This window comes from Halomonas chromatireducens (assembly GCF_001545155.1).
Classification (GTDB): domain Bacteria; phylum Pseudomonadota; class Gammaproteobacteria; order Pseudomonadales; family Halomonadaceae; genus Halomonas; species Halomonas chromatireducens.
Genome location: NZ_CP014226.1, coordinates 146,898 through 170,658, shown reverse-complemented (window position 1 = coordinate 170,658; position 23,761 = coordinate 146,898). Strand labels below are relative to the sequence as shown.

The 23,761-nt window shown below is 65.5% G+C and carries 20 protein-coding genes; 13 read left to right on the top strand and 7 right to left on the bottom strand.

Features of this window, described 5'->3' with window-relative positions:
- Positions 1–37 precede the first annotated feature (37 nt).
- Positions 38–1,369 carry a sensor domain-containing diguanylate cyclase gene (locus tag LOKO_RS00830; RefSeq protein WP_066443741.1) on the top strand — a complete coding sequence of 444 codons (1,332 nt, stop codon included), beginning with the start codon at positions 38–40 and terminating at the stop codon, positions 1,367–1,369.
- 51 nt (positions 1,370–1,420) lie between these two features.
- On the opposite strand, the gene LOKO_RS00825 is transcribed toward LOKO_RS00830, so the two are convergent.
- From LOKO_RS00825 to LOKO_RS00815, 3 genes are all read right to left on the bottom strand, one after another.
- Complete coding sequence (locus LOKO_RS00825; RefSeq protein ID WP_316935849.1) at positions 1,421–2,929, bottom strand: SLC13 family permease; 1,509 nt, start codon at positions 2,927–2,929, stop codon at positions 1,421–1,423.
- Between the two features lie 72 nt (positions 2,930–3,001).
- Positions 3,002–4,582: a phospholipase D family protein gene (locus tag LOKO_RS00820; protein ID WP_235588908.1), complete on the bottom strand. Its 1,581-nt coding sequence runs from the start codon at positions 4,580–4,582 to the stop codon at positions 3,002–3,004.
- Entirely contained in the window at positions 4,569–4,808 is a 240-nt protein-coding gene (locus tag LOKO_RS00815; RefSeq protein ID WP_066443740.1) for a hypothetical protein, read from the bottom strand. Before LOKO_RS00815 ends, LOKO_RS00820 begins: the two co-directional genes overlap by 14 nt.
- 132 nt (positions 4,809–4,940) lie before the next feature.
- Between LOKO_RS00815 and LOKO_RS00810 the strand changes: the two genes are divergently transcribed.
- Together LOKO_RS00810 and rapA are read left to right on the top strand one after the other, a co-directional pair.
- On the top strand, positions 4,941–5,741 hold the full coding sequence (locus tag LOKO_RS00810; protein ID WP_066443739.1) for a TlpA disulfide reductase family protein: 801 nt from the start codon (positions 4,941–4,943) through the stop codon (positions 5,739–5,741).
- 135 nt (positions 5,742–5,876) lie between these two features.
- Positions 5,877–8,837 carry an RNA polymerase-associated protein RapA gene (gene rapA / locus LOKO_RS00805; protein ID WP_066443736.1) on the top strand — a complete coding sequence of 987 codons (2,961 nt, stop codon included), beginning with the start codon at positions 5,877–5,879 and terminating at the stop codon, positions 8,835–8,837.
- 16 nt (positions 8,838–8,853) lie between these two features.
- Here rapA and LOKO_RS00800 read toward each other — a convergent pair whose 3' ends face one another.
- Positions 8,854–9,765 carry a TIGR01777 family oxidoreductase gene (locus tag LOKO_RS00800; RefSeq protein ID WP_066443734.1) on the bottom strand — a complete coding sequence of 304 codons (912 nt, stop codon included), beginning with the start codon at positions 9,763–9,765 and terminating at the stop codon, positions 8,854–8,856.
- 103 nt (positions 9,766–9,868) lie between these two features.
- Between LOKO_RS00800 and LOKO_RS00795 the strand changes: the two genes are divergently transcribed.
- From LOKO_RS00795 to LOKO_RS00760, 8 genes are all read left to right on the top strand, one after another.
- The gene (locus tag LOKO_RS00795; protein ID WP_066443731.1) at positions 9,869–10,903 is read left to right on the top strand and encodes an NAD(P)/FAD-dependent oxidoreductase; all 1,035 of its coding nucleotides are present in this window, start codon (positions 9,869–9,871) and stop codon (positions 10,901–10,903) included.
- Between the two features lie 192 nt (positions 10,904–11,095).
- On the top strand, positions 11,096–12,010 hold the full coding sequence (locus LOKO_RS00790; RefSeq protein ID WP_066443729.1) for a MerR family transcriptional regulator: 915 nt from the start codon (positions 11,096–11,098) through the stop codon (positions 12,008–12,010).
- Positions 12,011–12,034: 24 nt separating this feature from the next.
- Positions 12,035–13,450, top strand: coding sequence for a deoxyribodipyrimidine photo-lyase (gene phrB, locus LOKO_RS00785; RefSeq protein WP_066443727.1), 1,416 nt, complete (start codon positions 12,035–12,037; stop codon positions 13,448–13,450).
- A gap of 24 nt (positions 13,451–13,474) precedes the next feature.
- The gene (locus tag LOKO_RS00780; RefSeq protein WP_066443724.1) at positions 13,475–13,915 is read left to right on the top strand and encodes a nuclear transport factor 2 family protein; all 441 of its coding nucleotides are present in this window, start codon (positions 13,475–13,477) and stop codon (positions 13,913–13,915) included.
- Between the two features lie 35 nt (positions 13,916–13,950).
- Positions 13,951–14,742, top strand: coding sequence for an SDR family NAD(P)-dependent oxidoreductase (locus LOKO_RS00775; RefSeq protein ID WP_066443722.1), 792 nt, complete (start codon positions 13,951–13,953; stop codon positions 14,740–14,742).
- Positions 14,739–16,085, top strand: coding sequence for an NAD(P)/FAD-dependent oxidoreductase (locus LOKO_RS00770; RefSeq protein ID WP_066443720.1), 1,347 nt, complete (start codon positions 14,739–14,741; stop codon positions 16,083–16,085). The genes LOKO_RS00775 and LOKO_RS00770 overlap by 4 nt, the downstream gene beginning before the upstream one ends.
- Positions 16,082–16,855 (top strand): DUF1365 domain-containing protein, encoded by a 774-nt coding sequence (locus LOKO_RS00765; RefSeq protein WP_066443718.1) that lies wholly within the window; start codon positions 16,082–16,084, stop codon positions 16,853–16,855. The genes LOKO_RS00770 and LOKO_RS00765 overlap by 4 nt, the downstream gene beginning before the upstream one ends.
- Before the next feature lie 77 nt (positions 16,856–16,932).
- Positions 16,933–18,120, top strand: coding sequence for a class I SAM-dependent methyltransferase (locus LOKO_RS00760; RefSeq protein WP_144439702.1), 1,188 nt, complete (start codon positions 16,933–16,935; stop codon positions 18,118–18,120).
- A gap of 13 nt (positions 18,121–18,133) precedes the next feature.
- On the opposite strand, the gene LOKO_RS00755 is transcribed toward LOKO_RS00760, so the two are convergent.
- Positions 18,134–19,996 carry a putative bifunctional diguanylate cyclase/phosphodiesterase gene (locus tag LOKO_RS00755; protein ID WP_066443712.1) on the bottom strand — a complete coding sequence of 621 codons (1,863 nt, stop codon included), beginning with the start codon at positions 19,994–19,996 and terminating at the stop codon, positions 18,134–18,136.
- A gap of 248 nt (positions 19,997–20,244) precedes the next feature.
- Here LOKO_RS00755 and fabA point away from each other — a divergent pair, with 248 nt between their 5' ends.
- Together fabA and fabB are read left to right on the top strand one after the other, a co-directional pair.
- Positions 20,245–20,760 (top strand): 3-hydroxyacyl-[acyl-carrier-protein] dehydratase FabA, encoded by a 516-nt coding sequence (gene fabA, locus LOKO_RS00750; protein ID WP_043513722.1) that lies wholly within the window; start codon positions 20,245–20,247, stop codon positions 20,758–20,760.
- A 13-nt stretch (positions 20,761–20,773) separates the two neighbouring features.
- Positions 20,774–21,991, top strand: a complete 1,218-nt coding sequence (fabB, locus tag LOKO_RS00745) for a beta-ketoacyl-ACP synthase I (protein WP_066443710.1) — start codon at positions 20,774–20,776, stop codon at positions 21,989–21,991.
- A gap of 94 nt (positions 21,992–22,085) precedes the next feature.
- Here fabB and LOKO_RS00740 read toward each other — a convergent pair whose 3' ends face one another.
- A complete protein-coding gene (locus LOKO_RS00740) occupies positions 22,086–22,853 on the bottom strand; it encodes a lysophospholipid acyltransferase family protein (protein ID WP_066443707.1) in 768 nt (255 codons plus the stop codon).
- Positions 22,850–23,734: a sugar nucleotide-binding protein gene (locus LOKO_RS00735; RefSeq protein WP_066443704.1), complete on the bottom strand. Its 885-nt coding sequence runs from the start codon at positions 23,732–23,734 to the stop codon at positions 22,850–22,852. Before LOKO_RS00735 ends, LOKO_RS00740 begins: the two co-directional genes overlap by 4 nt.
- Between the last annotated feature and the right edge of the window lie 27 nt (positions 23,735–23,761).

Here is a 23,761-nt window from a genome sequence, read left to right as displayed (position 1 = left end):
TTGCGCTAGAACAAGTCCAACAGTACGGAGGGGCCCTGTGAAGACAGACGGCCACGCCACACCGCTTGCCGGCACACCCACTGATTCGGCAAGTCTCGGCTCTGACTGGGTCAACGCCGACCTGGCCACACTGCGAGCCAAGTTCTACCAGCTCTATATAGCCGTGGAGCAGAGCCCTGCCGCGACAGCCATCACCGATACTGAAGGTCGATTCGAGTACGTCAACCAGCGCTTTATCGATGTTACCGGCTATACCCGCGAGGAGCTGGTGGGCAAGACCCCCGCCATGATCCAGTCGGGCATGACACCGGAGAGCGTCTATCGCGACATGTGGCAGACTCTGCGCAGCGGTCATGTCTGGCAGGGGGAACTGCTCAATCGCAAGAAGAACGGCGAACTCTACTGGGAGGCCGAGACGCTCACGCCGATACGAAACGACAGCGGCGAGATCGTCAACTTCGTGGCGGTGAAGGAGGACATCACCAAGCGCAAGCGCCAGGAGGAAGAGCTCAAGCTGCTCGCCAGTGTGTTCCAGACCGGACAGGCCACGCTGATCACCGATGCCAATATGCGAATCGAAAGGGTCAATCAGGCCTTTACCGACATCACGGGGTATGCGGCGGAAGAGGTGGTCGGCCTGACACCGAAGCTGTTCAAGTCCGGGCGCCACGACAAGGCGTTCTACGCCAGGCTCTGGGAGTCGGTACTGGAAACCGGCCACTGGCAGGGCGAGATCTGGAATCGCAACAAGCATGGCGAGATCTATCCGCTATGGCAGTCGATCACCGCCGTGCATGACGAAAACGGCAAGGTCCGACACTTCATTGCCGTATTCCACAATATCGCCGAGCGCAAGCGGATGGAAAGCGAGCTCGAGCACCAGGCCACCCGCGACCACCTGACCGGTGCCCATAACCGCCGCGCCTTCGATGCCACCATGCGCAAGGCGATTCGCCAGGCCGAGCGCAGCGACAACACCTTCTCGTTGCTGTTGTTCGATATCGACCACTTCAAGGCGGTCAACGACCAGCATGGCCACGAAACAGGCGACATCATCCTCAAGCGCCTGGCCGCGCTGGTCAGTCAGACCTTGCGCAGTACCGACCAGCTTGCTCGCTGGGGTGGTGAGGAATTCGCCATTCTGCTGCAGGACACCCCCGTCCAGGGAGGAACAGTCTTCGCCGAGAGACTGCGCCAGCAAGTGGAAGAAACCCGTCTTCACGGCCTGGCCGTGACCATCAGCCTGGGTATTGCCGAATACCATAAGGGCGACAGCCCAGAAGCGATACTGGCTCGTGCCGACAGCGCGCTTTATCGGGCCAAGCGGTCGGGCCGAAACCGGGTGGGCATCGCCAACCCGCCTGCCTGAACCTCCTCAGCTCGCGACATGGCGCAAGCCTGATCCCGCCCAGATGGGGAATTACCCGGCGCTAGCCCAGCCGAAGCCCAGCACCGGCATGGCCAGGGCAAAGAGCACCATGGTGATGATGAGCACGGCTGCCAGACTGACCAAGGCCCCGGCACGCACCATCTCCATCACACTCAACCTGCCGCTGCCGAAGACCACGGCATTGGGTGGTGTTGCCACGGGAAGCATGAAGGCGCAGCTTGCCGCCATGGCCACCGGCACCGCGAGCAGCAGCGGGCTCGCCCCAAGGCTGACGGTCAGCGCCGCGGTCAACGGCAGGATGGCGGCGGCAGTGGCGGTATTGCTGGTGACATGGCTCATCAGCATGACCACCACCACGACCATGCCCACCAGGGTCCACTGCGGCCAGCCGCCGAACGCGGCAAGGCCCTCGGCCACTGTCGCGGCCAGTCCGCTGGTTTCTATGGCGGTACCGAGGCTGAGCCCGCCACCCACCAGAATCAGCACGCCCCAGGGCAGGTGACGGGCACTGTCCCAGTCGAGCAGGAACTGGCGTACCTTCCAGCGGGCGGGTGTCACGAAGAGCAGGATTGCACCGATCACGGCTATCCCCGCATCGGTGAGTTCCAGCCCAGGCAGCAGATTCTGCAGCAGCGGTCGCGATACCCAGGCCAGTGCCACCAGGGCAAAAATGACGGCGACACGCCGCTCAGGCCGGGTCATGCGACCCAGGTCCTCAGCCTGTTCCTGCAGCATCTGCTCGACACCCGGCACGACGTCGCGCGGCAACGGGTACACCAGACGGGTCAATATCCACCAGGCCAGTGCCAGCAGCAGCATCGCAGGCGGTACCGCCAGCAGCATCCACTGGGCGAAGCCGATCTCGATCCCGTAGTTGTCGGCCATGAAGCCGGCCAACAGCGCATTGGGCGGGGTGCCAATCAGAGTGCCCATACCGCCGATATTGGCGGCCAGGGCGATACCCAGCAGAAGGGTCAGCGCCATGTTGCGACTGGCGCCGACGCCACCCTGACGCTCCAGCAGCCCCAACACCGACAGGCCGATCGGCACCATCAGTGCTGCCGTGGCGGTGTTGCTCACCCACATGCTCAAGCCGGCCGTAGCCATCATGAAGCCCGCCACCAGCTGGTGAGGGCGGTGCCCGGAAACTTTCAATACCACCAGGGCAATGCGACGGTGCAGGCCCCAGCGCTGGATCCCCTCGGCCAGCAGGAAGCCACCAAGAAACAGGAAAATCAAGGGGTTGGCATAAGGAGCGGCAACCTCGGCAATGGGTGATGTCCCCATCAATGGCAGTACCGCCACTGGCAGCAGCGCCGTCACGGCGATGGGTACCGGCTCGGTCACCCACCAGAGGGCCATCCAGAGGGTAAGTGCCATGACCTGCCATGCCGCCGGCGACATGCCTGCCGGCGGTGCCATCCAGACCAGCCCCAGGGCCAACAGCGGCCCCGAAAGCAGTGACAGTGCCAACCATAGCCGCTTCAGCATCTCAGGTCGGGCCTCGCTGACGATTTCCTCATTGCGCGGTTCAGTCACCCCCTCCTCCTTGTCAGCATCTCAGCACTCCGGCCGCTGCCATGCGGTCAGCACTCGATTTTCCGTCAGGGCCTAAAGCCAGGCATCCACAGGCAGCAGCCGGCTGATGAGAGCACCCAGGTGGCGCCAGAAGCCACCTGGCTCGCTGATCAACCATACCGACTCACCGCCGATTTCAGTCTGCCAATAGCGCTGCCCGTCATCCCCCCGGTCAACCCGATAGCTGAGCACCGGACTCTTGCCCAGGTCGGCCAGCGCCTGAAGCTCGGCGGCCAGACTCTCGCTGTAGGCCAGTACGCCCACTTCGGTATTCCACCACACCGAGCGCGGGTCGGCGTTGGCCGAGCCCACGAACACCCGGTCGTTGTCGATACCAAGGGCCTTGATGTGCAGAGCGGAGGCCGAGCCCCCGACGCTGATCTCCCCCTCGCTGCCGGGCTCCCGCTCGGCGCGCAGCTCATGGAGCCGGATACCGCTCTGCAGCAGGCTGTCACGGCGAGCCTGATAGGCGCCGTGAACGACGGGCACATCGGTGGCCTCCAGAGAGTTGGTGAACACCGCCACCTCGACCCCGGCATCGGCCAGCGAGCGCAGGTATTGCGTGCCGGCCCTGCCGGGCACGAAGTAGGCGGAGATCACCACCAGTCGTTCGCTCGGCTCACCCACTTCGGCGAGCAGTTCCCCGGCCATGGTGCGCTGAAAGGCGGGACGGCCGGGCCAGGCGGGCTTGCCCGGTGGATCCCACAGCGCCACCCCGTCGCCCCAGTGCAACCTCCCAACCAACGGACCCTGCCTCGTATCAGCGTAGCGTTCCCGCAGCCCGGTAAAGTAGGCATCGTCGCCATTGTCGCCGACCCACTCTCCCAGGGAAGCCTGAAGCTCGCGCCAGGCCCCCTCCTCGGCGCGATGATAGCGGCCAATAGGCTGCGCCAGGCCGTGGTTCCAGTAGAGGGAATAGCTTCTTGCGAGGGGCTCGACCACCGGGCCGATGACCATCATGTCCAGGTCGGAGAAGTTGCGCGGCTCACTGGCGCTGTAGTACTCGTCGCCCAAGTTGCGCCCGCCGACCAGGGCCACCGCACCATCGGCGAGCCACAGCTTGTTGTGCATGCGCCGATGCTGGCGTCCTGCCCGGGGGATCGAGGCCAGCACCCGGGTCGTCAGGTAGCCCCGCCCCAGGGCGAGCGGGTTATAGACGCGCACCTGGACGTTGGGGTGGCTATCCAGTGCGGCCAGGCGCCGCCCCTGCCCCACCGCGCCGATATCGTCGAGGAGCAGCCGTACTTTCACCCCCCGCTCGGCGGCATCCAGCAGTCGGGCGAGCAGCACGCGGGTGGTCAGGCCATCCCCCATCAGGTAGGTCTGGATATCCAGCCGCTGATCGGCCTGCTCGCTGAGCAGGACGCGCAGGCTGAAGGCGTCCTGTCCGCTGGATACCAGGGCGAAGCCGCTCTGGCCATCATGCGGGGCGGCGCTCTGGGCGGCCCACTGGCCCAGCCAGGTCGTTTCGATGTCATCCGGCGTCATCGCCGCGCCGTGCTCACGGGGGACGGAACTTCCGGCACAACCTGCCAGCAGCCACACCAGGGCAAACACCAGACAGACAGGCAGCCTTCGAGCCCAGGCGCCGGCTCGGCCTTCAGGTATCGTCATCGTCATCCGCCAGGCGACGGTCCATGGCCTTGCGTGCCTTGTTGCGACGGTAGAGCCGCGCCAGGGCCAGACACAGGGCGCAGAGCACCATGACCGCAAGCGTCGCGCCCTGCCAGGGCCGGGCCGCATCGCCCATTACGGTTTCCAGCGTGATGATCAGAATGAATCCCAGCGCCTGACTGGCGATGGCCAGGACTCGAAGGGTATCGAAAGAGGACTTTGCCATGTTGGCTCCCGCCAGGTGACAGACCATTGCTCGCGCAGTAGGCTTTGCACAGCCTGCGCTGTGATGTAAACAAGTGTGCGATTCTACCCGGTCCTGCCGCCAACGCCGACCCCGTTCTCGGAGCTGAACCCAATGGATGCCTTTGCCCTGGGCCCCGTGCTGATTTCCGTACCCCGACTCTATGCCATCGGCTGCGCCTTGCTGTTGCTGCTGGCCGCCTGGCTGCTGCTGGGGCTAACAACCGGCACCCGGGTTCGCTGGTTCAACGGCCTGATACTGGCCTGGCTGGTGGGCGCTCGACTGGGGTACGTGGCAATGAACCTGGACGCCTACGCCGCCGCCCCGCTGGACGTGCTGAAGCTCTGGCAACCCGGCTTCCACGGTATCTGGGGGCTGCTGGCGGCGTTGATCTGGACCGCCTGGTCGCTGCGCGAACACCTGTTGTCGATGATCGGCGCCATGGCTCTTGCTATCGGCACCTCGGCCCTGTGGCTGGTGCTGGTCACCCTGGCACCGCTGGGCGGCGACATGGGGATACGCGAACTGCCCCATGTCACCCTGGAGAACCTCGACGGCGAGCCGGTCAATCTGCAGTCACTGCGCGGTGAGCGGGTCGTGGTCAACCTGTGGGCCACCTGGTGCCCGCCCTGCCTGCGCGAGATGCCGCTACTGGCCGAGGCCGACACCCGGGAGGGTGTCACGGTGGTGGTGATCAATCAGGGTGAGGAATTGCTGCAGGTGGTACGCTATCTCGACGAGCAGGCGCTGGCCTTTCGCTACCCGCTGCTCGACCCCGGCCAGGTAATGATGAGAACCATGGAGTCACCCGGCCTGCCAACCACAGTGCTGTTCAACCCCGAGGGTCGCGCCGTGGAGCGTCATGTAGGCGAGCTCTCCCGCGCCCAGCTCGACAACTGGCTGAGCCGGCACTGAGGGGTCTCGCCCCCTACCACTTCCTGTCGCACATCACCACTCTTAAGCCACGGCGGGCTTTGCGTTAGAATCGCCCGCCCTGTTGCTGCCGACTACACTGGCGGCGCGCACCGTTTTCAGCATTTCCGAGGCATCATGAGCGATTTTTCACCCGGCCAACGCTGGATCAGTGACGGCGAGGCCGAGCTGGGTCTGGGCACCATTCTCAGTTGCGACCAGCGCAGCGTCACCGTGCTGTTCGGCGCCAGCCAGGAAACCCGCACCTATAGCAGTCGACAGGCACCCCTGACGCGAGTTGCCTTCGACAGCGGCGATCGCATCCAATCTTCCGACGGCTGGCAGCTGCTGGTCGAGGACAGCAAGGAGGTCGACGGGCTGATCGTCTATATCGGTGAGGATGCCCAGGGCCAGCTGCGAGAACTGCCCGAAGCCAAGCTTGCCGATACCATGCAGTTCGATCAGGCTCGCGATCGCCTGCTGACCGGCCAGGTGGACCGCAACGACTGGTTCGACCTGCGCTTTCGCACGCTCCACCACTTCAACCGTATCGAGCAGAATCCCGCACTGGGCATGTCCGGCCCCCGTATCGACCTGATCCCGCACCAGCTCTATATTGCCGACGAGGTCTCCCGCCGGCATGCCCCTCGGGTGCTGCTCGCCGATGAGGTGGGCCTGGGCAAGACCATCGAGGCGGGCCTGATCCTGCACCGGCTGCTGCTGACCGGCCGCGCCGAACGGGCACTGATCCTGGTGCCGCCGAGCCTGACCCACCAGTGGCTGGTGGAACTGCTGCGCCGCTTCGCCCTGGACGTGACCCTGCTCGACGAGCAGCAGAGCCTGGCCCAGGCCGAGTCCAACCCCTTCGAGTCCGGCCAGCTGGTGCTCGCCAGCCAGGATTGGCTGTTCGCCAACCCGCATCGCCAGGCCCAGGCCGAGGCCTGCAGCTGGGACCTGCTGATCGTCGACGAAGCCCATCACCTGGACTGGAGCGCCGAGAGGGTCGGCCCTGGCTACGCCTGCGTGGATCGCCTCGCCTCGACGGTACCCGGCGTGTTGCTGCTGACCGCGACACCGGAGCAAATGGGGCTGGAGAGCCACTTCGCCCGCCTGCGCCTGCTCGACCCGGACCGCTACCACAGTCTCGAGCGCTTCCGCGACGAGGAGCAGCACTATGTGGAGGTGGCCCGGGCCATCGATGCCCTGGAGCGCCTGCCTGCAGGCGACGGCAGCGACGGGGAGAATCGCGGGCGGGTTGCGGCGGTGATTGAGGAGCCCGACAGCCTGGCCCTGCTGGCCACCCTGACCAACCCCGAGAGCGACGCACACCAGCAGGAGAGCGCTCGCAATCAGCTGCGCGACCAGCTGCTGGACCGCCACGGCACCGGCCGGGTGATGTTCCGCAACAGCCGCCGTCACGTCGGCGGCTTCCCCGAGCGCCGCCTGCACCTGGCGACCCTGGCCCCGCCTTCCCCCTACCGGCGCGCCTTCCGCAAGCTCGAGCGCGACGAGGACTACCTCGACGAGCTGCTGATCGAGACCGGACTCGATCATCCAGATGTGTTGATCTACCCGGACGCCATGTATCGCGCCCTGACCGAGGATCCGCTCAACGCCGAGCCCTGGTGGCAATTCGACAACCGGGTAACGTGGCTGATGGAGCGGCTGAGCGATGACGGCGAGCACGGCTTCGCTGGCGACAAGGTGCTGGTGATCGCCCACGGCCGCGAAACGGCCGAGGAGCTTGCCGAGGCACTGCGGGTGCTGGGTGGCATCCATGCCCCGGTCTTCCATGAAGGCCTGAGCCTGGTGGAGCGGGACCGTGCCGCCGCTGACTTTGCCGACGAGGAGGAGGGCAGCCAGCTGCTGGTCTGCTCGGAGATCGGCTCGGAGGGGCGCAACTTTCAGTTCTGTCGCCACCTGGTGATGTTCGACCTCCCCCAGCATCCCGACCTGCTCGAGCAGCGCATCGGCCGCCTGGATCGCATTGGCCAGCGCCACGCCATCGAGATCCATGTGCCGCTGTTCGAGGGCAGTCCCGCCGAGCGACTGCTGCGCTGGTACCGGGACGGCATGGATGCCTTCCTGGCACCCCACGGTGTGGGCAACGAACTCTTCGATGCCTTCGGCGACGCTCTCTCCGAGGCCCTGCTCGACGATGAGGCGCTGGAAGAGGTCATTGCCGAAACCCGCATGCTCTTCCTCAGCCGCCTGGCCGAGCGTGATGCCGGACGCAACCGGCTGCTGGAACTCAATGCCTGCCGTCCGGCACGCGCCGAGGCGGTGGCCAGTGCCATCCGCGAGCTGGACGACGATGCCGCACTGCCCCGTTACCTGGATCAGGCCATGGATGTCTTTGGCGTCGACAGCCAAGAGCTTGGCAACGGCCTGCTGCACTTGCAGCCAGGCCAGCACATGCTTGATGGCCTCCCGGGCCTGGCCAAGGGCGAAGAGGGTTTTACGGCAACCCTCTCCCGGTCCCGCGCCCTGGCCCGCGACGATGTTCAGCGGCTCTCCTGGGAGCACCCGCTGCTGCGCGAGATGATGGGACGGATCATCGATGGCACCATGGGCAATACCGCCCTGTCTTTGCTAAAGCATCCGGCGATTCCCGCTGGGCGACTGATGGTGGAGCTGGTCTTCCGCACTCACTGTCCAGCACCGAGGCAGCTGCATGTGAACCGCTTCCTGCCGCCCACCGCCGTGCGGGTACTGCTCGACGAATCCGGCGCCGTACTCACCGACAAGGTCTCCTTCACGGGGCTGTCGAAGAACCTGCAGAAGGTCAAGAAGGCGATGGCAAGGGATTTGATCCGCAGCCGTCACGATCAGCTGCGTGGGCTGCTCGCCCAGGGCGAGTCGGAAGCCGAACGGGAACTGCCGAGCATCATCGAAGCGGCCCAGACCCGCATGCGCAGCGAGCTGGATAGCGACCTCGCCCGCCTGGAGGCCCTGGCCCGGCTCAACCCAGCCGTGCGCGAGGAGGAACTCGACGCCATGCGGCGCGAACGCCGTGCGCTGGACACGTCCATTGATGGAGCCCGGCTACGGCTTGACGCCGTGCGGGTAATCGTCACGGTGGACCAGGATAGCCGCTGAGCGCCTCTGGGCAGGCTCAGCGCCTGCCCAGGATCTCCGCCAGCGCCTCTTCCAGGGTGGGGTAGCGAAACTCGAAGCCCGCGTCGAGCAGCCGCCGGGGACGCATGTCGGCACCGGTCAGCAGCAGCCGCGCCATCTCGCCGAAGGCGGTCTCCAGGGCGATGGCGGGTACCGGTAGCGCGGCGGGACGATGGAGCTGACCTGCCAAGGGCCGGGGGAATTCAGCGTTGGTCACCGGCTTGGGGGCGCTGCCGTTGAAGGGACCTTCCATCTCGCCGTGCTCCAGCAGGAACAGGATGATGCGCACCAGGTCCTCGCGATGGATCCAGGGCATGAACTGCTTGCCGTCGCCGAAGCGCCCCCCCAGCCCAAGCTTGAAGGGCGGCAGCATCTTCTGCAGGCTGCCGCCTCCAAGGTCCAGCACCAGCCCGGTACGCAGCAAGGCAACCCGGGTACCGAAGTCCGCCGCCTCCCGGGCGGTGTCCTCCCAGCGCTTGCAGAGGCGGTGGGCGAACTCATCATGGGGCGGCGTCTCTTCGGTGACCTCGCGGTCGCCCTGGTCGCCGTAGTATCCCATGGCCGAGCCCGACACCATCACACGCGGTGCCTGTCCCCCCGACTGCTTGAGCTGCTCACAGAGAATCACCAGGTCACGGGTGATATTGACTCGGGAGTCGATCAGCCGCTTCTTCTGGTTGTCGCTCCAGCGTCGCGCCGCTATCGGCTCACCGGCCAGGTTGACGATGGCGTCCGGTGGCGCGTCAACGAAGTCCAGCACGGAGCGACGAACATCGGTGCCCGCCGGAAGCTGCCCCTTTGCATCATTGGGGTCTCTCGAGACCACCTGCAGGCGATGCCCCGCCTCCTTGAGGCGCTGGCAGAGGCGCTGCCCCACAAAGCCACTGCCACCCGTCATCAGCACACGCATAGCTCTCTCCTCCCCTGGATTCATGACCGCGCACATAAAGTTATACAGTCGTTGTACGCTTCTGCTAGTCTAACGTAAATACCGCCCCCTGCGTGAGGTCTTCATGTCATCACCGACACGCCCCACAGCCGCCATCATCGGCGCAGGTATCGCCGGCCTGGCCTGTGCGCGCGTCCTCGACGAAGCCGGCTGGCGGGTCACCCTGTTCGAGAAATCCCGCGGCCCCGGCGGTCGCATGACCAGCCGGAGCCTCGCTGCCGCCACGGTGGATATCGGCGCGCAGTTCTTCAGCGTCAGACACGAGGCCTTTCGCCGTGAAGCCGAAACCTGGCTGAAGGCCGGCCTGATAGCGCCCTGGCCTTGGAAACTTTGGCGGGTCACGAACGATAGCTGGCACTACCGTCATGATGGCAGAGAACGCTACGCAGGCAAGCCACGCATGAGCGCGGTAACGCGCCATCTTTCCCGGGGACTGGCCCTGGAGGTGAGCTGTCGTATCGTCTCGCTGGCAAGAGACAATGGCCGGTGGACGCTTCAGGATCAGGCCCGGCAGCACCATGGTCCCTTCGACCATGTCGTGATCACGGCGCCTTCGCCCCAGGCCCAGGGACTGGTGGCGCCGCATGACTCCCGGCTGGCGGAGGCATGCGAGGGCGTCATCCAGCGCCCCTGCTGGGCGGCATGGGCCTGCTTCGACCAGCCGCTGGCCACGGCGCCGGGGGTTTCCCCCGACTGGCAGGCCGTGATGTTTTCCGACGGCCCGCTGCGCTTCGTCGCCCGCAACGACCACAAACCCGGCCGTGAGCAGCAGGGTGAAAGCCTCACCCTGCTGGCCCGGCTGGAGTGGAGCGAAGCGCACCTGGAAATGCATGAAACCAGCGTGGCAAACAGTCTGCTGACCGCCTTTCGCAAGACCTTGCCGGATACGACTGCACTGCCCGCCATCACGGCGATCGGCGGCCACCGTTGGCGTTACGCCCAACCCGACGTCTTCGCCGCTGGCGAGGCTATCAATCGGGACTATCGGCTCTCGGCCAACGGCCTTGCGCTTTGCGGCGACGGCTGGCGTGGGCCACGGGTGGAGGATGCCTGGCTCTCCGGCCATCACCTGGGGCATGCCCTGGCGGCTAGCGACTGACATCGTGTCCCACTGGCTTCATAGCGGCTCGCCCAACCGTTTGGCGAGCTGCTTGCACTGATCGCAACAGCAACGGTTGTACATCACGCGATTGATGTACAATATTGTCCACCATGGAGAGTCGCGCCCGGATGCCAGGCATCCTTTGGCGGCCTGGAACGGCCCTGACAACAGCGAGAGGCAGATGTGAGCATGACCGACAAGGCAACCCACCCGGCCGACACGCCGCTCTATCCGATCCGCGAAGTGTCGCGCATAACCGGTGTCAATTCGGTCACCCTGCGCGCCTGGGAGCGTCGTTATGGGCTGATCCGCCCTCAGCGTACCCCCAAGGGTCACCGCCTCTATGCACGCGAAGACATCGAGCGTGTCGAGCAGATCCTGCAGTGGTTGAGCCGCGGCGTGCCGGTCAGCCAGGTCAAGGAACTACTCGACCAGCCCGAAGCGCCCCCCCTCTCCGAGCCCGCCTCCGGGGACTGGCCGAGCCAGCGTCGCCAGTTGGTCGCCGCCGTGGAGGCACTGGACATGGCGCAGCTGGAGCGCCTGTTCAACCAGAGTCTGGCGCTTTACCCGGTGACCACCAGCCTGGAAGAACTTTGGCAACCCACCATACGCGAGCTGGAAGAGCATTGGGACGACCAGCTCGGCGCCAGGCTGCAACGGGTCAACCTGGAAACCTTCCTGCGCACGCTGATCGGCACCCGGCTCTTTCATGCCAATCAGGTCGTCAAGGGGCCGGTTGTACTGATGTGCGCGCTGCCCGATGACCCAGGCCCGCTCTGGCTGCTGCTGGCAGCCCTGGCCGGCAGCGATGCCGGCTATCGTATCCAACTGCTCGACGGCTCCGTGCCTTTCGGTGAACTGCCGCTGGCGGTGGAGCGCCTGAAGGCCTCGGCACTGATGCTGGTCAGCGGCCGTGCCGAGCGCCCTGACCTGATTCGCCGGCAGCTTCCACGCCTCGCCGAGCAGCTCGATGTTCCCCTGGGCCTCTGCGGGCCGGTAGCGCGCATACGCGGCAACGACCTCGTCGATACCCATGTGGAGCTGCTGGGAGATGACCTCCCCCTGGCGCTGGCGAGGCTACGCTCCCTGCTTCACAACGCCTGATTGTTCCCCAATCCAGGAGCCAGCATGACCTGCGTACTGATGTGGTTTCGCAGCGACCTGCGAGTCCATGACAATACCGCACTGGCTGCCGCAGCACGCCAGGGCCCTGTGGTAGCGGTCTTCCTGCGCTGCCTGCCCCAGTGGCAGCGCCATGGCCATGGCGCCAACAAGCTCGACTTCTGGCACCGTGGCGTATCGGCACTGCGCAGGGAGCTGGCCGGCCTGAACATTCCGCTGCTGCACCGGGATATCGAGGCCTACGACCAGGCCCCGACAACCCTGCTCGCCCTGGCTCGGGAAACCGGTGCGCAGAGGCTGCATTTCAATCGCGAGTACCCGCTGGACGAACAGCGCCGCGATCAGACCGTAATCACCGACTTCGAGCGGGCCGGGCTCTCCGCCAGAGGGCATCACGACGCCACGGCCTTTGCCCCCGGCGAGCTGCTGACGGGAAACGGGGGCTACTATCGCGTCTTCACTCCCTTCGCCAAGGCTTGGCACCGGCAGCTCAGCGCCGAGCGCCTGACCCTTCACGATACCCCTCCTCCCCAGTCACCCCCGGCCATTGCCAGCGACCCACTGCCGCCCTCTCCCCATCTCGGCGAACAGCCCGTGGCCACCGAGGATTGGCCTGCCGGCGCAGAACCGGCGGCCGACCGGCTCGAGCGTTTTCTGCGCTTTCGTGGTCGGCACTATGCGCGGCAGCGTGACATTCCGGCCATCCAGGGCACCAGCGAGCTCTCGCCCTACCTGGCACTGGGAATGGTTTCCCATCGCCAGTGCCTGCAGGCGGTGCTTGGCGAAAACCATGGCCGCTTGGCCGAGGGGGATGCCGGCCTCGTGGCCTGGGTGAACGAACTGGTCTGGCGTGAGTTCTACCAGCACGTGGCTGCGGGCTTTCCGAGGGTGTGCCAGCACCGCGCCTTTCAGCGGCATACCGAATACGTGGCGTGGCGCAATGACGAAGCCGGCTTTCGTGCCTGGTGCGAAGGGCGTACCGGCTACCCCCTCGTCGATGCCGCCATGCGCCAGCTGGTGCAGACCGGCTGGATGCACAACCGCCTGCGCATGATCACCGCCATGTTCCTCAGCAAGCACCTCTTGATCGACTGGCGACGCGGCGAGAGCTTCTTCCTGCATCATCTTGTCGACGGCGAATTCTGCGCCAACAACGGTGGCTGGCAGTGGGCGGCTTCCACCGGCACCGACGCCGCACCCTATTTCCGCGTCTTCAACCCGACCACCCAGTCGAGTCGCTTCGACTCCGAGGGTGCCTTCATCGCCAAATTCGTGCCGGAGCTGGCCGCGCTTCCCCCCAAGGGCAGGCTGGCTCCGTCCGCGGAGCAACGTCAACAGACCCATTACCCACCACCGGTCGTCGATCACAAGGTCGCCAGGCTAAGAGCGATTGACGCCTTCAAGGCACTGAAACCCGACTGACCCCACCCACGGGAGAGCCACCCCATGAGCCAGGAACCTGCCCTGGAGGCCTTCTGCGCCTTCTTCAATAAACTAGACACAACCTATACAAATAAACTGTACGAGGTATATACTGAGGATGTGGTCTTCACCGACCCTCTGCACCATATCCAGGGACGGGATGCGCTGGAAAGGTACTTCCGTGGGTTGTACGAAAATGTGACCGAGTGCAGCTTCGAGTTCCACGACCGCCTGCACCAGGGCCACGAGGCCTGTGTGACCTGGACGATGCGGCTGATCCATCCGCGTCTGGCCCGCGGCCGCCCCGTCTCGGTGGATGGGTGCTCAAGGCTGTCTTTCCCGGCTGAAGACCCACGGCGGGTGTGTCGACATCGTGATTTCTTCGATGCCGGCGCCATGCTCTACGAGCACCTGCCGATTCTGGGCCCGACGGTTCGCTTGCTGAAGCGCCGCCTGGGCGAGTAACCGGCACTGCCCAGCGGTGCGCTCAGGGAGGCGGCATGGTGGCATTGAGTGGAAGGCGGGTTGTCTGGCTGACTGGAGCGACCTCGGGTATCGGGCGCGCATTGGCCACGCGCCTGCTGGATGAAGGGCATCACGTGGCACTCAGTGCCCGTAACCTCGACGCCTTGGCCGAACTCGCCGGCGCCCGAAGCAATGCTCTGCTGCTGCCGGTGGACGTGAGCGACCGTGAGGCGGTACGCGCCGCGGGGGATCATCTCGACGACCTGTTCGGCCGTCTGGACCTGGCGATATTCAATGCCGGCACCTGCGAATACTTGGACGCACGGCGGTTCGATCTCGACCTGGTGCAGCGAGTCTTCGCGCCCAATTTCTTCGGCGTCCTTCACTGCCTGGATGCCGCACTGCCGCTGCTGCGCAAGGCTCGTGCCGAAGGCAGTCGCCCGCTGCTCGCCGCGACCTCAAGCGCCTCGGCCTACGTGCCGCTGCCCCGGGCGGCCGCCTACGGCGCATCCAAGGCCGCCCTGAGCCATTTCCTGGAGTCGCTGCGCCTGGACCTGTACGACGAAGGCATCGATATCAGCCTGATCCACCCCGGTTTCGTCGACACGCCCCTGTCGGCGCGCAACGACTTCCCCATGCCCATGCGGATCTCTGCCACCGCGGCTGCCGACGCGATTCTCGACGGTCTCGAGCGACGCCGGCTAGACATCCATTTTCCCCGCCGCTTCACCCTGGGAGTGCGACTGATGGGCATCCTGCCCCCGACCCTGCGTCATCGCCTGGGCCTTCGCCTGGTGCGCCCAACGCCCAGTGAGCCCCGCCCATGACCGCCTCCTTCTCCCCCGGCAACCCAGATTCGCCAGCCGCTCAGCACGTCGCCGTGGTGGGCAGCGGCATCAGCGGCATGGCCGCCGCCTGGTACCTCAGCCAGCGTCATACGGTGACGCTGTTCGAGGCCGCCGACCGGCTGGGCGGGCATACGGCGACCGTTGATGTGGAGCTGGGAGGCCAACACCACGCCATCGATACCGGGTTCATCGTCTTCAACGACCGCACCTACCCTCATTTTCAGCGCCTGCTCACCGAACTCGGCGTTGCCAGCCAGCCCACTGAGATGAGTTTCTCGGTGCATGAGACGCCGCTGGATTTCGAGTACAACGGACATACCCTGGGCTCCCTGTTCGCCCAGCGCAGCAACCTGCTGAGCCCCCGTTTCTATCGCCTGCTGGCCGATATCCTGCGCTTCAACCGGCGTGCTCTTCACGAACTGGAGAGCGGTAGCCTTGGCGGCGACATGAGCCTCGGTGACTACCTGGACCAGGCCGGCTACGGCCGCGATTTCCAGCGCCGCTACCTGCTGCCCATGGGCGCGGCCATCTGGTCGGCAAGTGTTCGCGACATGCGCACATTCCCGGCCCTCTTCTTCCTGCGCTTCTTTCATCACCACGGCCTGCTTTCGGTCAACGACCGACCTCAGTGGTACACCCTGGTGGGCGGCTCTCGCGCCTACATTCCGGCACTGACCGCGCCCTATGCCGAGCGCATCCGGCTGGCCACCCCGGTGCTCGGCATCCACCGTGGCCCGGAAGGCGTGTTCATCGATTCCCGGGCGGGCCGGGAAAGGTTCGATCAGGTGGTACTGGCCTGTCATGCGGACCAGGCCCAGGGGCTGCTGGTGGACGCCACCCCCGACGAGCGCGACATACTCGCCGCGCTGCCCTATCGAGACAACGACGTGGTACTGCACACCGACACCCGGCTGCTGCCCCGCCGCCGCCGCACCTGGGCAAGCTGGAACTACCGCCTCGATGGGCGGGGCGAAGACGCCCGGGCCGCCGTGACCTACAACATGAACATCCTGCAGCGGCTCGATACCGCGCACACCTTCTGCGTCACGCTCAACGACAGTGCTGCCATCGACCCGACGAAGGTGCTCGGGCGATTCCGCTACGCGCACCCCCAGTTCTCGCTGGCCGGGCAGGCGGCGCAAGCCCGCCACGCCGAGATCTCCAGCGTGCGCCGGCGCACCCATTTCTGCGGCGCTTACTGGCGCAACGGCTTTCACGAGGATGGCGTGTGGAGCGCCCTGCGTGTGGCGCGCGCCCTCGGCTGCGACGAACAGCGGCCCCCTGCCGCTACGCCCCCGCTTGCCCTGGAGGCGTCGTCATGACCGCCGCCCCCCGGTCACGGGTCTATCACGGCACCCTGCGACACCGCCGCTTCCTGCCGCGGGAGCATGCCTTCGTCTATCGGCTGTGGATGGCCTGGCTCGACCTGGATGAACTGCCCACGCTGTTCGATGGCGTCCCCGGCTTCAGCGCCCGGCGGCCGGCCCTGGCGCGCTTTCGTCGCAGCGACTACCTGGCACCCCATGACCGGCCACTCAAGCAGGCCGTGCGAGAGGAGGTCGAGCGCCAGCTCGGTGTCGCCCCGGAGGGCCGCATCTGCCTGCTGACGCAGCTGCGCACCCTGGGCTCGGGCTTCAACCCCCTGTCGCTCTATTACCTCCACGACAGCGACGGCAGCTTGCGCGCCCTGCTCGCCGAGGTAACCAATACGCCCTGGGGAGAACGCACCCGCTACGCCTGCCGCGTTGACCCTGAGCGGAGCCATCACACCGCCAGCTTCGACAAGGCGATGCATGTGTCTCCCTTCCACCCCATGGACATGACCTACCGCTGGCGCTTCAACACGCCGGGTGGCCGGCTGCTGATGCATATGGAGAACTGGCGTGAGCAAGAGCGTCACTTCGATGCCACCTTGCTCCTCGCCGCCAGGCCGGCCACCCGACGAGTGCTGCTGGAAACGTTGGCGCGTCAGCCCTGGATGAATCTCAAGAGCCGAGCCGCCATTCACCTGGAGGCGCTGCGTCTATGGCGCAAGGGTGTGCCGATCCATGACCATCCCGCTTGTTCCACCCGCGAGGAGACTTCACCGTGACGTCCTTACGTTCCGCTTCCTGCCGCCCGGTGCCCGTCAACGGCGGGCGCCTGACACGCTGGCTCCGACCTCGGGTGATGGCCCAGCTCGACCGCCTGGAGGGCGGCCGGATCACCCTGATCGAAGGCAGCCACTGCCACCTTCTCGGCCAGGACGGCCCGCTGCGCGTGACGCTGGTGGTTCGCAATCCACGGGCCTGGCAGCGCCTGGCCCTGGGGGGTAGCGTGGGGGCGGCCGAAGCCTACCTCGACGGCGACTGGGATGCAGACGATCTGGTAGCGCTGATCCGCCTGTTCGCCGCCAACCTGGAACGAGTCAATCGTGACATGGAAAACGGCACCGCCCGGATGGGTCGATGGTTGCTGGCCGCCCTGAACGCCTTGCAGCGAAACACTCACCGCGGCGCCAAGCGTCACATTGCCGCCCACTACGACATCGGCAACGACCTGTTCGCCACCTTTCTGGACCGCGAACACCGGATGTATTCCAGTGCCGTCTTCCCCCGTGCCGATGCCACTCTCGAAGAGGCCTCGACCCACAAGCTCGATCTGATGCTGGCAAAGCTCGACGTCCGGCCGGAGCATCATCTGCTGGAGATCGGTACCGGCTGGGGCGGGCTGGCCATCCATGCGGCGAAGACGCGCGGCTGTCGTGTCACCACCACGACCATTTCCGCCGAGCAGTACGCCTATACGGCACGGCGCATCCGTGAAGAAGGGCTGGAGGAGAGGATCACGCTGCTGCAACAGGACTACCGGAAGCTGGAGGGCCGCTTCGACCGGCTGATATCGGTGGAGATGATCGAGGCCGTGGGGCATCAGTACCTGCCGACCTACCTCAAGACGCTGGATCGACTGCTGAACGCCGATGGCCTCGCCCTGTTGCAGGCCATCACCATACGCGACCAGCGCTTCGAGGCCGCCAAGCGCGAGATGGACTTCATCAAGCGTCACGTCTTTCCCGGAGGCTTCCTGCCCTCTCACCGGGTCATCCTCGACGCCATGGCCCGCCATACCTCGCTCAACGTGCTGGCACTCGACGAGATCGGCCCCCATTACGCCCGCACGCTGCGGGAGTGGCGCCACCGCTTCGAGGCGAACCTGGAGACGGTGAGAAAGCTGGGCTACGAGGAGCGCTTCATTCGCCTGTGGCGCTATTATCTCTGCTACTGCGAGGGGGGCTTTCTCGAGCGGACGATCGGTACCTGCCACCTGCTGCTGGCCCGCCCCGGCGCCCGTCCGGCACCGCTGGAGGGTCAGCCGTGATCACAGGCAGCGATCAGACGACGGGGGTGGTGCCCAGTTGGACTGTCGACGACTGGCCGGCGAGGCTCTGCCAGTGCTCCGCCAATGCGCCGACCGCCATTGGGCGGGCGAAGTAGAAACCCTGCACCAGACGACAGCCGGCATCGCGCAGGAAATCAAGCTGTCCCTGGGTCTCCACCCCTTCGGCAATGACATCCAGCGACAGCCCCCGGGCCATGGCCAGCACCGCACTGACGATGGCGGCATCGGCGGGGTCGTCAGGCAGCGAGCGGATGAAGGCCCGGTCCAGCTTGATCTTGTCCAGCGGCAGGCGCTTGAGGTAGCCCAAGGACGAATAGCCGGTACCGAAATCGTCGATGGCAATGCGGTGGCCACGCTCTCGCAGGGCCTCGAGGCGCGGGACGATATCGCCGGCGCGTTCGTCGAGCAGCACCGACTCGGTCAGCTCGAGGCCAAGCTGGCCGGCCGCGATACCGTGGCGGGCCAGGCCGGAGGAGAGCGCCGACTCCAGCTCGCCCTGAAACATCTGGATGGCCGAGATGTTGATCCATACCGGCAGCTTGGGCATACCCATTTCCTGCCAGCGCGCCATCTGCCCCAGGGCCTCGTCGATGACCCAGTTGCCAAGCATGCCCATCAGGCCGTGCCGCTCGGCCAGGGGAATGAAGTCGCCCGGCGAAACGAGGCCGTGCTCGGGATGCCGCCAGCGCAGCAGGGCCTCCAGCCCCACCACTAGGCCATCGCTGGTACGATGCTGGCTCTGGTAATAGAGTTCCAGCTGGCCGCCGTTGGCCAATGCGTCACGCAGGCTATAGACGAGCGCCATCTGCGGCGTGTCCTGAACGTCCAGTGCCGGCCGGAAGCGCTGGCTGACGTTGCGGCCGTGACGCTTGGCCGAGTAGAGCGCCGACTCGAGCCGCTGGAAGAGTACTCCGGAGTCGCTGCCGTCTTCGGGGGCTCGGCAGCTGCCGATCGACAGTCCCAGCCGCAGGGAGCGGTGATCGATCTCGAAGGGCTCGCCCAGGTGTTCACGCAGGCCGGCAATCCACTTGTCATGGTCGTCGAAGGTGGTGGTGCGGATCACCAGGAATTCGTCGCCGCCCAGGCGCCCCACCACGCCACCCGCCACATGCCCCGCCAGGCGCTGCCCGAACCTGGCCAGTAAACGGTCGCCCTGATCGACACCCAGGCTGTCGTTGACCGACTTGAAGCCGTCGATATCGATGATCGCCATATCGAGACTTTCGCCGGCTCTCAGGTGACGCAGGCGCGATGTCATCAGATCATGCAGTCGACGCCGATTGGGCAAGCCGGTGAGCGGGTCCTCGAAGCCGATGCGCCGCAGGTCCTGCTCGCGGGCCTTGTGAACGGAAATGTCGGTGAAGGTGCCGACATAGTGGGTGATCCTGCCTTTCCTGCCCACCACTGCCTTGACGCGCAGCCACTCGGGGTACTCGTCGCCCTGCTTGCGCCGATTCCATATCTCACCCTCCCAGCGTCCCTTGCTTTCCAGGGTTTGCCAGAAGCGCTTGAAGAAGCTGGAGTCGTGCCGGGACGCCACCAGGTTGGCCGCATTGACGCCTCGCACCTCCTCCTCGGTGAAGCCGGTGATTCGGGTGAAGGCTGGGTTGACCGCCAGGATACGGTTCTCGGCATCGGTGATCTGCACGCCCTCCTCGGAGAGCATCAGCGCCTGCTGCATCAGGTCGGCATTCTGTCGCTCACGTCGCAGCTGCCGCCATATATGGGAAAGGCCAGCGACCACGATGGTCGCCGCCATCAGGCGCAAGCCAGGACCAGGCAGCCAGACGCATGCCAGCAGCGCAGCCATTGCGGCCCAGGCCAACGGGCGATTGATCGCGAAAGGTGACCACATGTCGTATCCCGGTCTGACGGATGAAGGGGAAGTCGCGCCCGTGCCGTGCATCGAACTAACAGTCGATTATCGACTGCAAACGCATTCACTTTAATCGCTCCGGCACCTCGCGTCATGCCTGACGTGCAATCACCGGCCTCCGCCAGTAGACTAGGCAGGGCCGCCCAGGGCGGGACGGCCCAAGAGCCAATGCCGCGTCCGCTATACTCGCGGGAAGGCCCACAACAACTGCGACTCGGAACGACTCAGTGACCAAGCAACACTCTTTCGTACGCGAAGAACTGCTGGCGTGCAGCCGCGGTGAGCTTTTCGGCCCCGGCAATGCCCAATTGCCGGCCCCCAATATGCTGATGCTCGATCGCATCACGCATATCCACGAAGCGGGAGGCCAGTTCAACAAGGGCGAACTGACCGCCGAACTGGATATACACCCCGACCTCTGGTTCTTCGACTGCCACTTCCCCGGCGACCCTGTCATGCCCGGCTGCCTGGGGCTGGACGCCATGTGGCAGTTGGTGGGCTTCTATCTGGGCTGGCTCGGCCACCCCGGCAGGGGGCGCGCACTCGGCTGTGGTGAGGTGAAGTTCACCGGCCAGATTCTGCCCGATGCCAAGAAGGTCACCTACCAGATCAATATCAAGCGCATCATCACCCGGCGCCTGATACTGGGCATGGCCGATGGCACAGTGACTGTCGACGGCCGCGAGATCTATCAGGCACACGACCTGCGTGTCGGCCTGTTCACTTCTACCGCGAATTTCTGATCAGGAGGCTTCCATGCGACGAGTGGTAGTCACCGGCCTGGGCATCGTATCTTGCCTGGGCAACGACCGGCAGGCGGTCGTCGAGGCGCTAAGGAACGGGCGCTCGGGCATTCGCTTCAAGGAAGAATATGCCGAACGCGGCTTTCGCAGCCAGGTGGCCGGCGCCGTGGATATCGACCTCGATTCCCTCATCGACCGCAAGCTGCGCCGCTTCATGGGCGATGCGGCGGCCTATGCGTATGTCAGCATGGCCCAGGCCGTCGAGGATTCGGGGCTTACGCCGGAACAGGTCTCCCATGAGCGAACCGGCCTGATTGCCGGCTCCGGCGGCGCTTCCAGCGCCAACCAGGTCGAAGCCGCCGATGTCATGCGCGAAAAAGGCCTGCGCCGGGTCGGTCCCTATCGGGTCACCCGCACCATGGGCAGCACCGTTTCCGCCTGCCTGGCCACGCCCTTCCAGATCAAGGGGGTCAACTATTCGATCTCCTCGGCCTGCGCCACCTCGGCCCACTGCATCGGCAACGCCATGGAGCAGATCCAGCTGGGCAAGCAGGACATCGTCTTCGCCGGCGGCGGCGAGGAGGAGCACTGGACCCTCTCCTGCCTGTTCGATGCCATGGGCGCCCTGTCGACGCACTACAACGACACGCCCGAGAAAGCCTCACGGCCCTACGACAAGGCCCGCGACGGCTTCGTCATCGCCGGTGGCGGTGGCATGCTGGTGCTCGAAGAGCTGGAACACGCCCGCGCCCGCGGCGCGAAGATCTACGCGGAGCTGGTCGGCTATGGCGCCACCTCCGACGGCCACGACATGGTGGCCCCGTCGGGTGAAGGCGCGACTCGCTGCATGCGCCAGGCGCTGGCCACGGTGGAAGGCGATATCGACTATATCAACACCCATGGCACCTCGACGCCGGTGGGGGATGTCGCCGAACTCAAGGCCATCCGTGCGGTGTTCGGCGACAGTACGCCGGCCATGAGCTCCACCAAGTCGCTGACCGGTCACTCGCTGGGCGCTACCGGCGTACAGGAAACGATCTACTCGTTGCTGATGATGGAGAACGACTTCATCGCCGCTTCGGCCAACGTCGAGGAACTCGATGACCAGGCCGCCGGTTTCGATATCGTCACCAGCCGTCGCGACGGCGTATCCATCGAACGCGTGCTCTCCAACAGCTTCGGCTTCGGCGGCACCAACGCCTGCCTGGTACTCCAGCGTTATCGCGACTGAGCCGGTCTATTACTGAAATCTGTCGCACCCTCAAAAAAGGCGTCCGCTTCGCGGACGCCTTTTTAGTGCCCCGGTTTTCTCCTGACCGGCACATTTATGACGTGGAGCGGACACGCCTTCCGCGGTCAGGCGCAGGGGCCTCGGGCCGCGGCACTTCGGAAATCTCCGTCAGGCGAGCCTCGATCCACGCCTCCACCTCGACCAGCACCTCTTCGGGCGTGCGGCCCTCGGTGGCAATGGGCTCACCCACCACGACACTCAGCAGCCCCGGGTTCTTGACCCAGTGTCGACCCGGCCAACGCTCGCCGGCGTTATGCGCCACAGGCAACACCGGCACCCCCGCACGGCAGGCAATCACCGTTCCGCTCTTGTTGTAGCGCCGACGCTCGCCCGGCGCTACCCGGGTACCCTCGGGAAATATCAATACCGACAGACCCTCGTTCAGCCGCTGCACACCCTGGGTCAGGACCTGACGCATGGCCCGCGCCGGCTTCGAGCGGTCCAGTGCAATGGGGTGCAACAGTCGCAGCCCCCAACCGAAGAGGGGAATTCGGAGCAGCTCCTGCTTGAGCACCGTACACACCGGCGGCTTGAGAATCTGGAGATAGATGGTTTCCCATTCACACTGATGATTGGCCAGGATCACGCAGGGGCCTTCGGGCAGGTGCTCCCTGCCGCTGACCCGGTAGCGCACCCCGCAGGTCCAGCGAAACCAGGCGGTAATGAAATGATTATAGAGGTTGAGCAACCGGTATCGGGCCTGCAGTGGCAGAAGCGGCGCCACCGGCAGGAACAGCCCCCCGCATACCAGAATGGCCAGAAAATAGCCCAGATAAAACAACAGGCTGCGAATAACATTCATGGGGGAGCGTCACCCTCCTCGAGTGGTCGCCGCGACTGACACCAGTCATCCAGCAGGCGCCCCACCTCCAGCCGCCAGGGCTTCTGATGCACGCCGAAGGCCTCCAGCACGCGGCGACAGTTGAGCACGCGTCGCAGCGGCTGGTCGTGATGATGCTTGAGCGCCTTCACCTCGCCCAGTACCACCTGCTCCCCCAGCCCCTCGAGGCGAGTCGACAGTTGCGTGCGAACCATGGTGGTGAAGGTATAGGCGCTGACCGGCTCCGTGCCCGCCAGGTGATAGGCGCCCCAGGCGGTGGAACCGCAGCCAAGCTGATGCAGCATGCCGATCAGTGCCATGGCCACGGCATCGGCCGAGGTTGGGCAGAAGATGACGTCCTGGGCGGCCCGAACATCCTCCCCGCCCATCAGGCTGTCGATCACCCCACTCAGCCAGGCATGCCCGCCCTCCAGGGCGAACAGCGGACCCAGCCGCACAATCAGGTGACGGGGGTGGCTGCTGCGGATTCGATCCCCGATGGCGATCAGGCGCCGCAGGCTTTCGTCCCGCGGCGCCGGGATCACATGCTCGTCGATCGGGGTATCGAAGCCATCCTGGTAGAGCTGATCGGAGACGCACCAGACCAGTGGCGTATCGGTCTCGCGGCAGGCTTCCAGGACGATATCCACCCCTTCGCCATGGCGCACAACGGCGGCGGGCTGGATCTCCATCGGCGCAGATAGTGGCGGAATGATCACCGCATCCGGCTTCAATTCGCGCAGATAGACGGCATCAATGGCGATACCGGGCTCGATGACCAGTTCGGTATCGCTTCTGCGGTGGGCCACCCGAGCCAGCGCCAGGTTCAGGCAGTGACCGGCATCCAGTATCAACAGCTTCACTCAACGCCTCCGCCAGTCATGGCCTGG

Excerpts from the sequence above, each read along its gene's own strand:
- LOKO_RS00765 (WP_066443718.1), top strand. The coding sequence starts at position 16,082 with ATGACCGCCGCCCCCCGGTCACGGGTCTATCACGGCACCCTGCGACAC.
- LOKO_RS00810 (WP_066443739.1), top strand. The coding sequence starts at position 4,941 with ATGGATGCCTTTGCCCTGGGCCCCGTGCTGATTTCCGTACCCCGACTC.
- LOKO_RS00760 (WP_144439702.1), top strand. The coding sequence starts at position 16,933 with ATGGCCCAGCTCGACCGCCTGGAGGGCGGCCGGATCACCCTGATCGAA.
- LOKO_RS00795 (WP_066443731.1), top strand. The coding sequence starts at position 9,869 with ATGTCATCACCGACACGCCCCACAGCCGCCATCATCGGCGCAGGTATC.
- fabB (WP_066443710.1), top strand. The coding sequence starts at position 20,774 with ATGCGACGAGTGGTAGTCACCGGCCTGGGCATCGTATCTTGCCTGGGC.
- rapA (WP_066443736.1), top strand. The coding sequence starts at position 5,877 with ATGAGCGATTTTTCACCCGGCCAACGCTGGATCAGTGACGGCGAGGCC.
- LOKO_RS00780 (WP_066443724.1), top strand. The coding sequence starts at position 13,475 with ATGAGCCAGGAACCTGCCCTGGAGGCCTTCTGCGCCTTCTTCAATAAA.
- LOKO_RS00790 (WP_066443729.1), top strand. The coding sequence starts at position 11,096 with ATGACCGACAAGGCAACCCACCCGGCCGACACGCCGCTCTATCCGATC.
- LOKO_RS00755 (WP_066443712.1), bottom strand. The coding sequence starts at position 19,996 with ATGTGGTCACCTTTCGCGATCAATCGCCCGTTGGCCTGGGCCGCAATG.
- LOKO_RS00800 (WP_066443734.1), bottom strand. The coding sequence starts at position 9,765 with ATGCGTGTGCTGATGACGGGTGGCAGTGGCTTTGTGGGGCAGCGCCTC.
- LOKO_RS00775 (WP_066443722.1), top strand. The coding sequence starts at position 13,951 with ATGGTGGCATTGAGTGGAAGGCGGGTTGTCTGGCTGACTGGAGCGACC.
- phrB (WP_066443727.1), top strand. The coding sequence starts at position 12,035 with ATGACCTGCGTACTGATGTGGTTTCGCAGCGACCTGCGAGTCCATGAC.
- LOKO_RS00820 (WP_235588908.1), bottom strand. The coding sequence starts at position 4,582 with ATGACGATACCTGAAGGCCGAGCCGGCGCCTGGGCTCGAAGGCTGCCT.
- LOKO_RS00740 (WP_066443707.1), bottom strand. The coding sequence starts at position 22,853 with ATGAATGTTATTCGCAGCCTGTTGTTTTATCTGGGCTATTTTCTGGCC.
- LOKO_RS00770 (WP_066443720.1), top strand. The coding sequence starts at position 14,739 with ATGACCGCCTCCTTCTCCCCCGGCAACCCAGATTCGCCAGCCGCTCAG.
- LOKO_RS00815 (WP_066443740.1), bottom strand. The coding sequence starts at position 4,808 with ATGGCAAAGTCCTCTTTCGATACCCTTCGAGTCCTGGCCATCGCCAGT.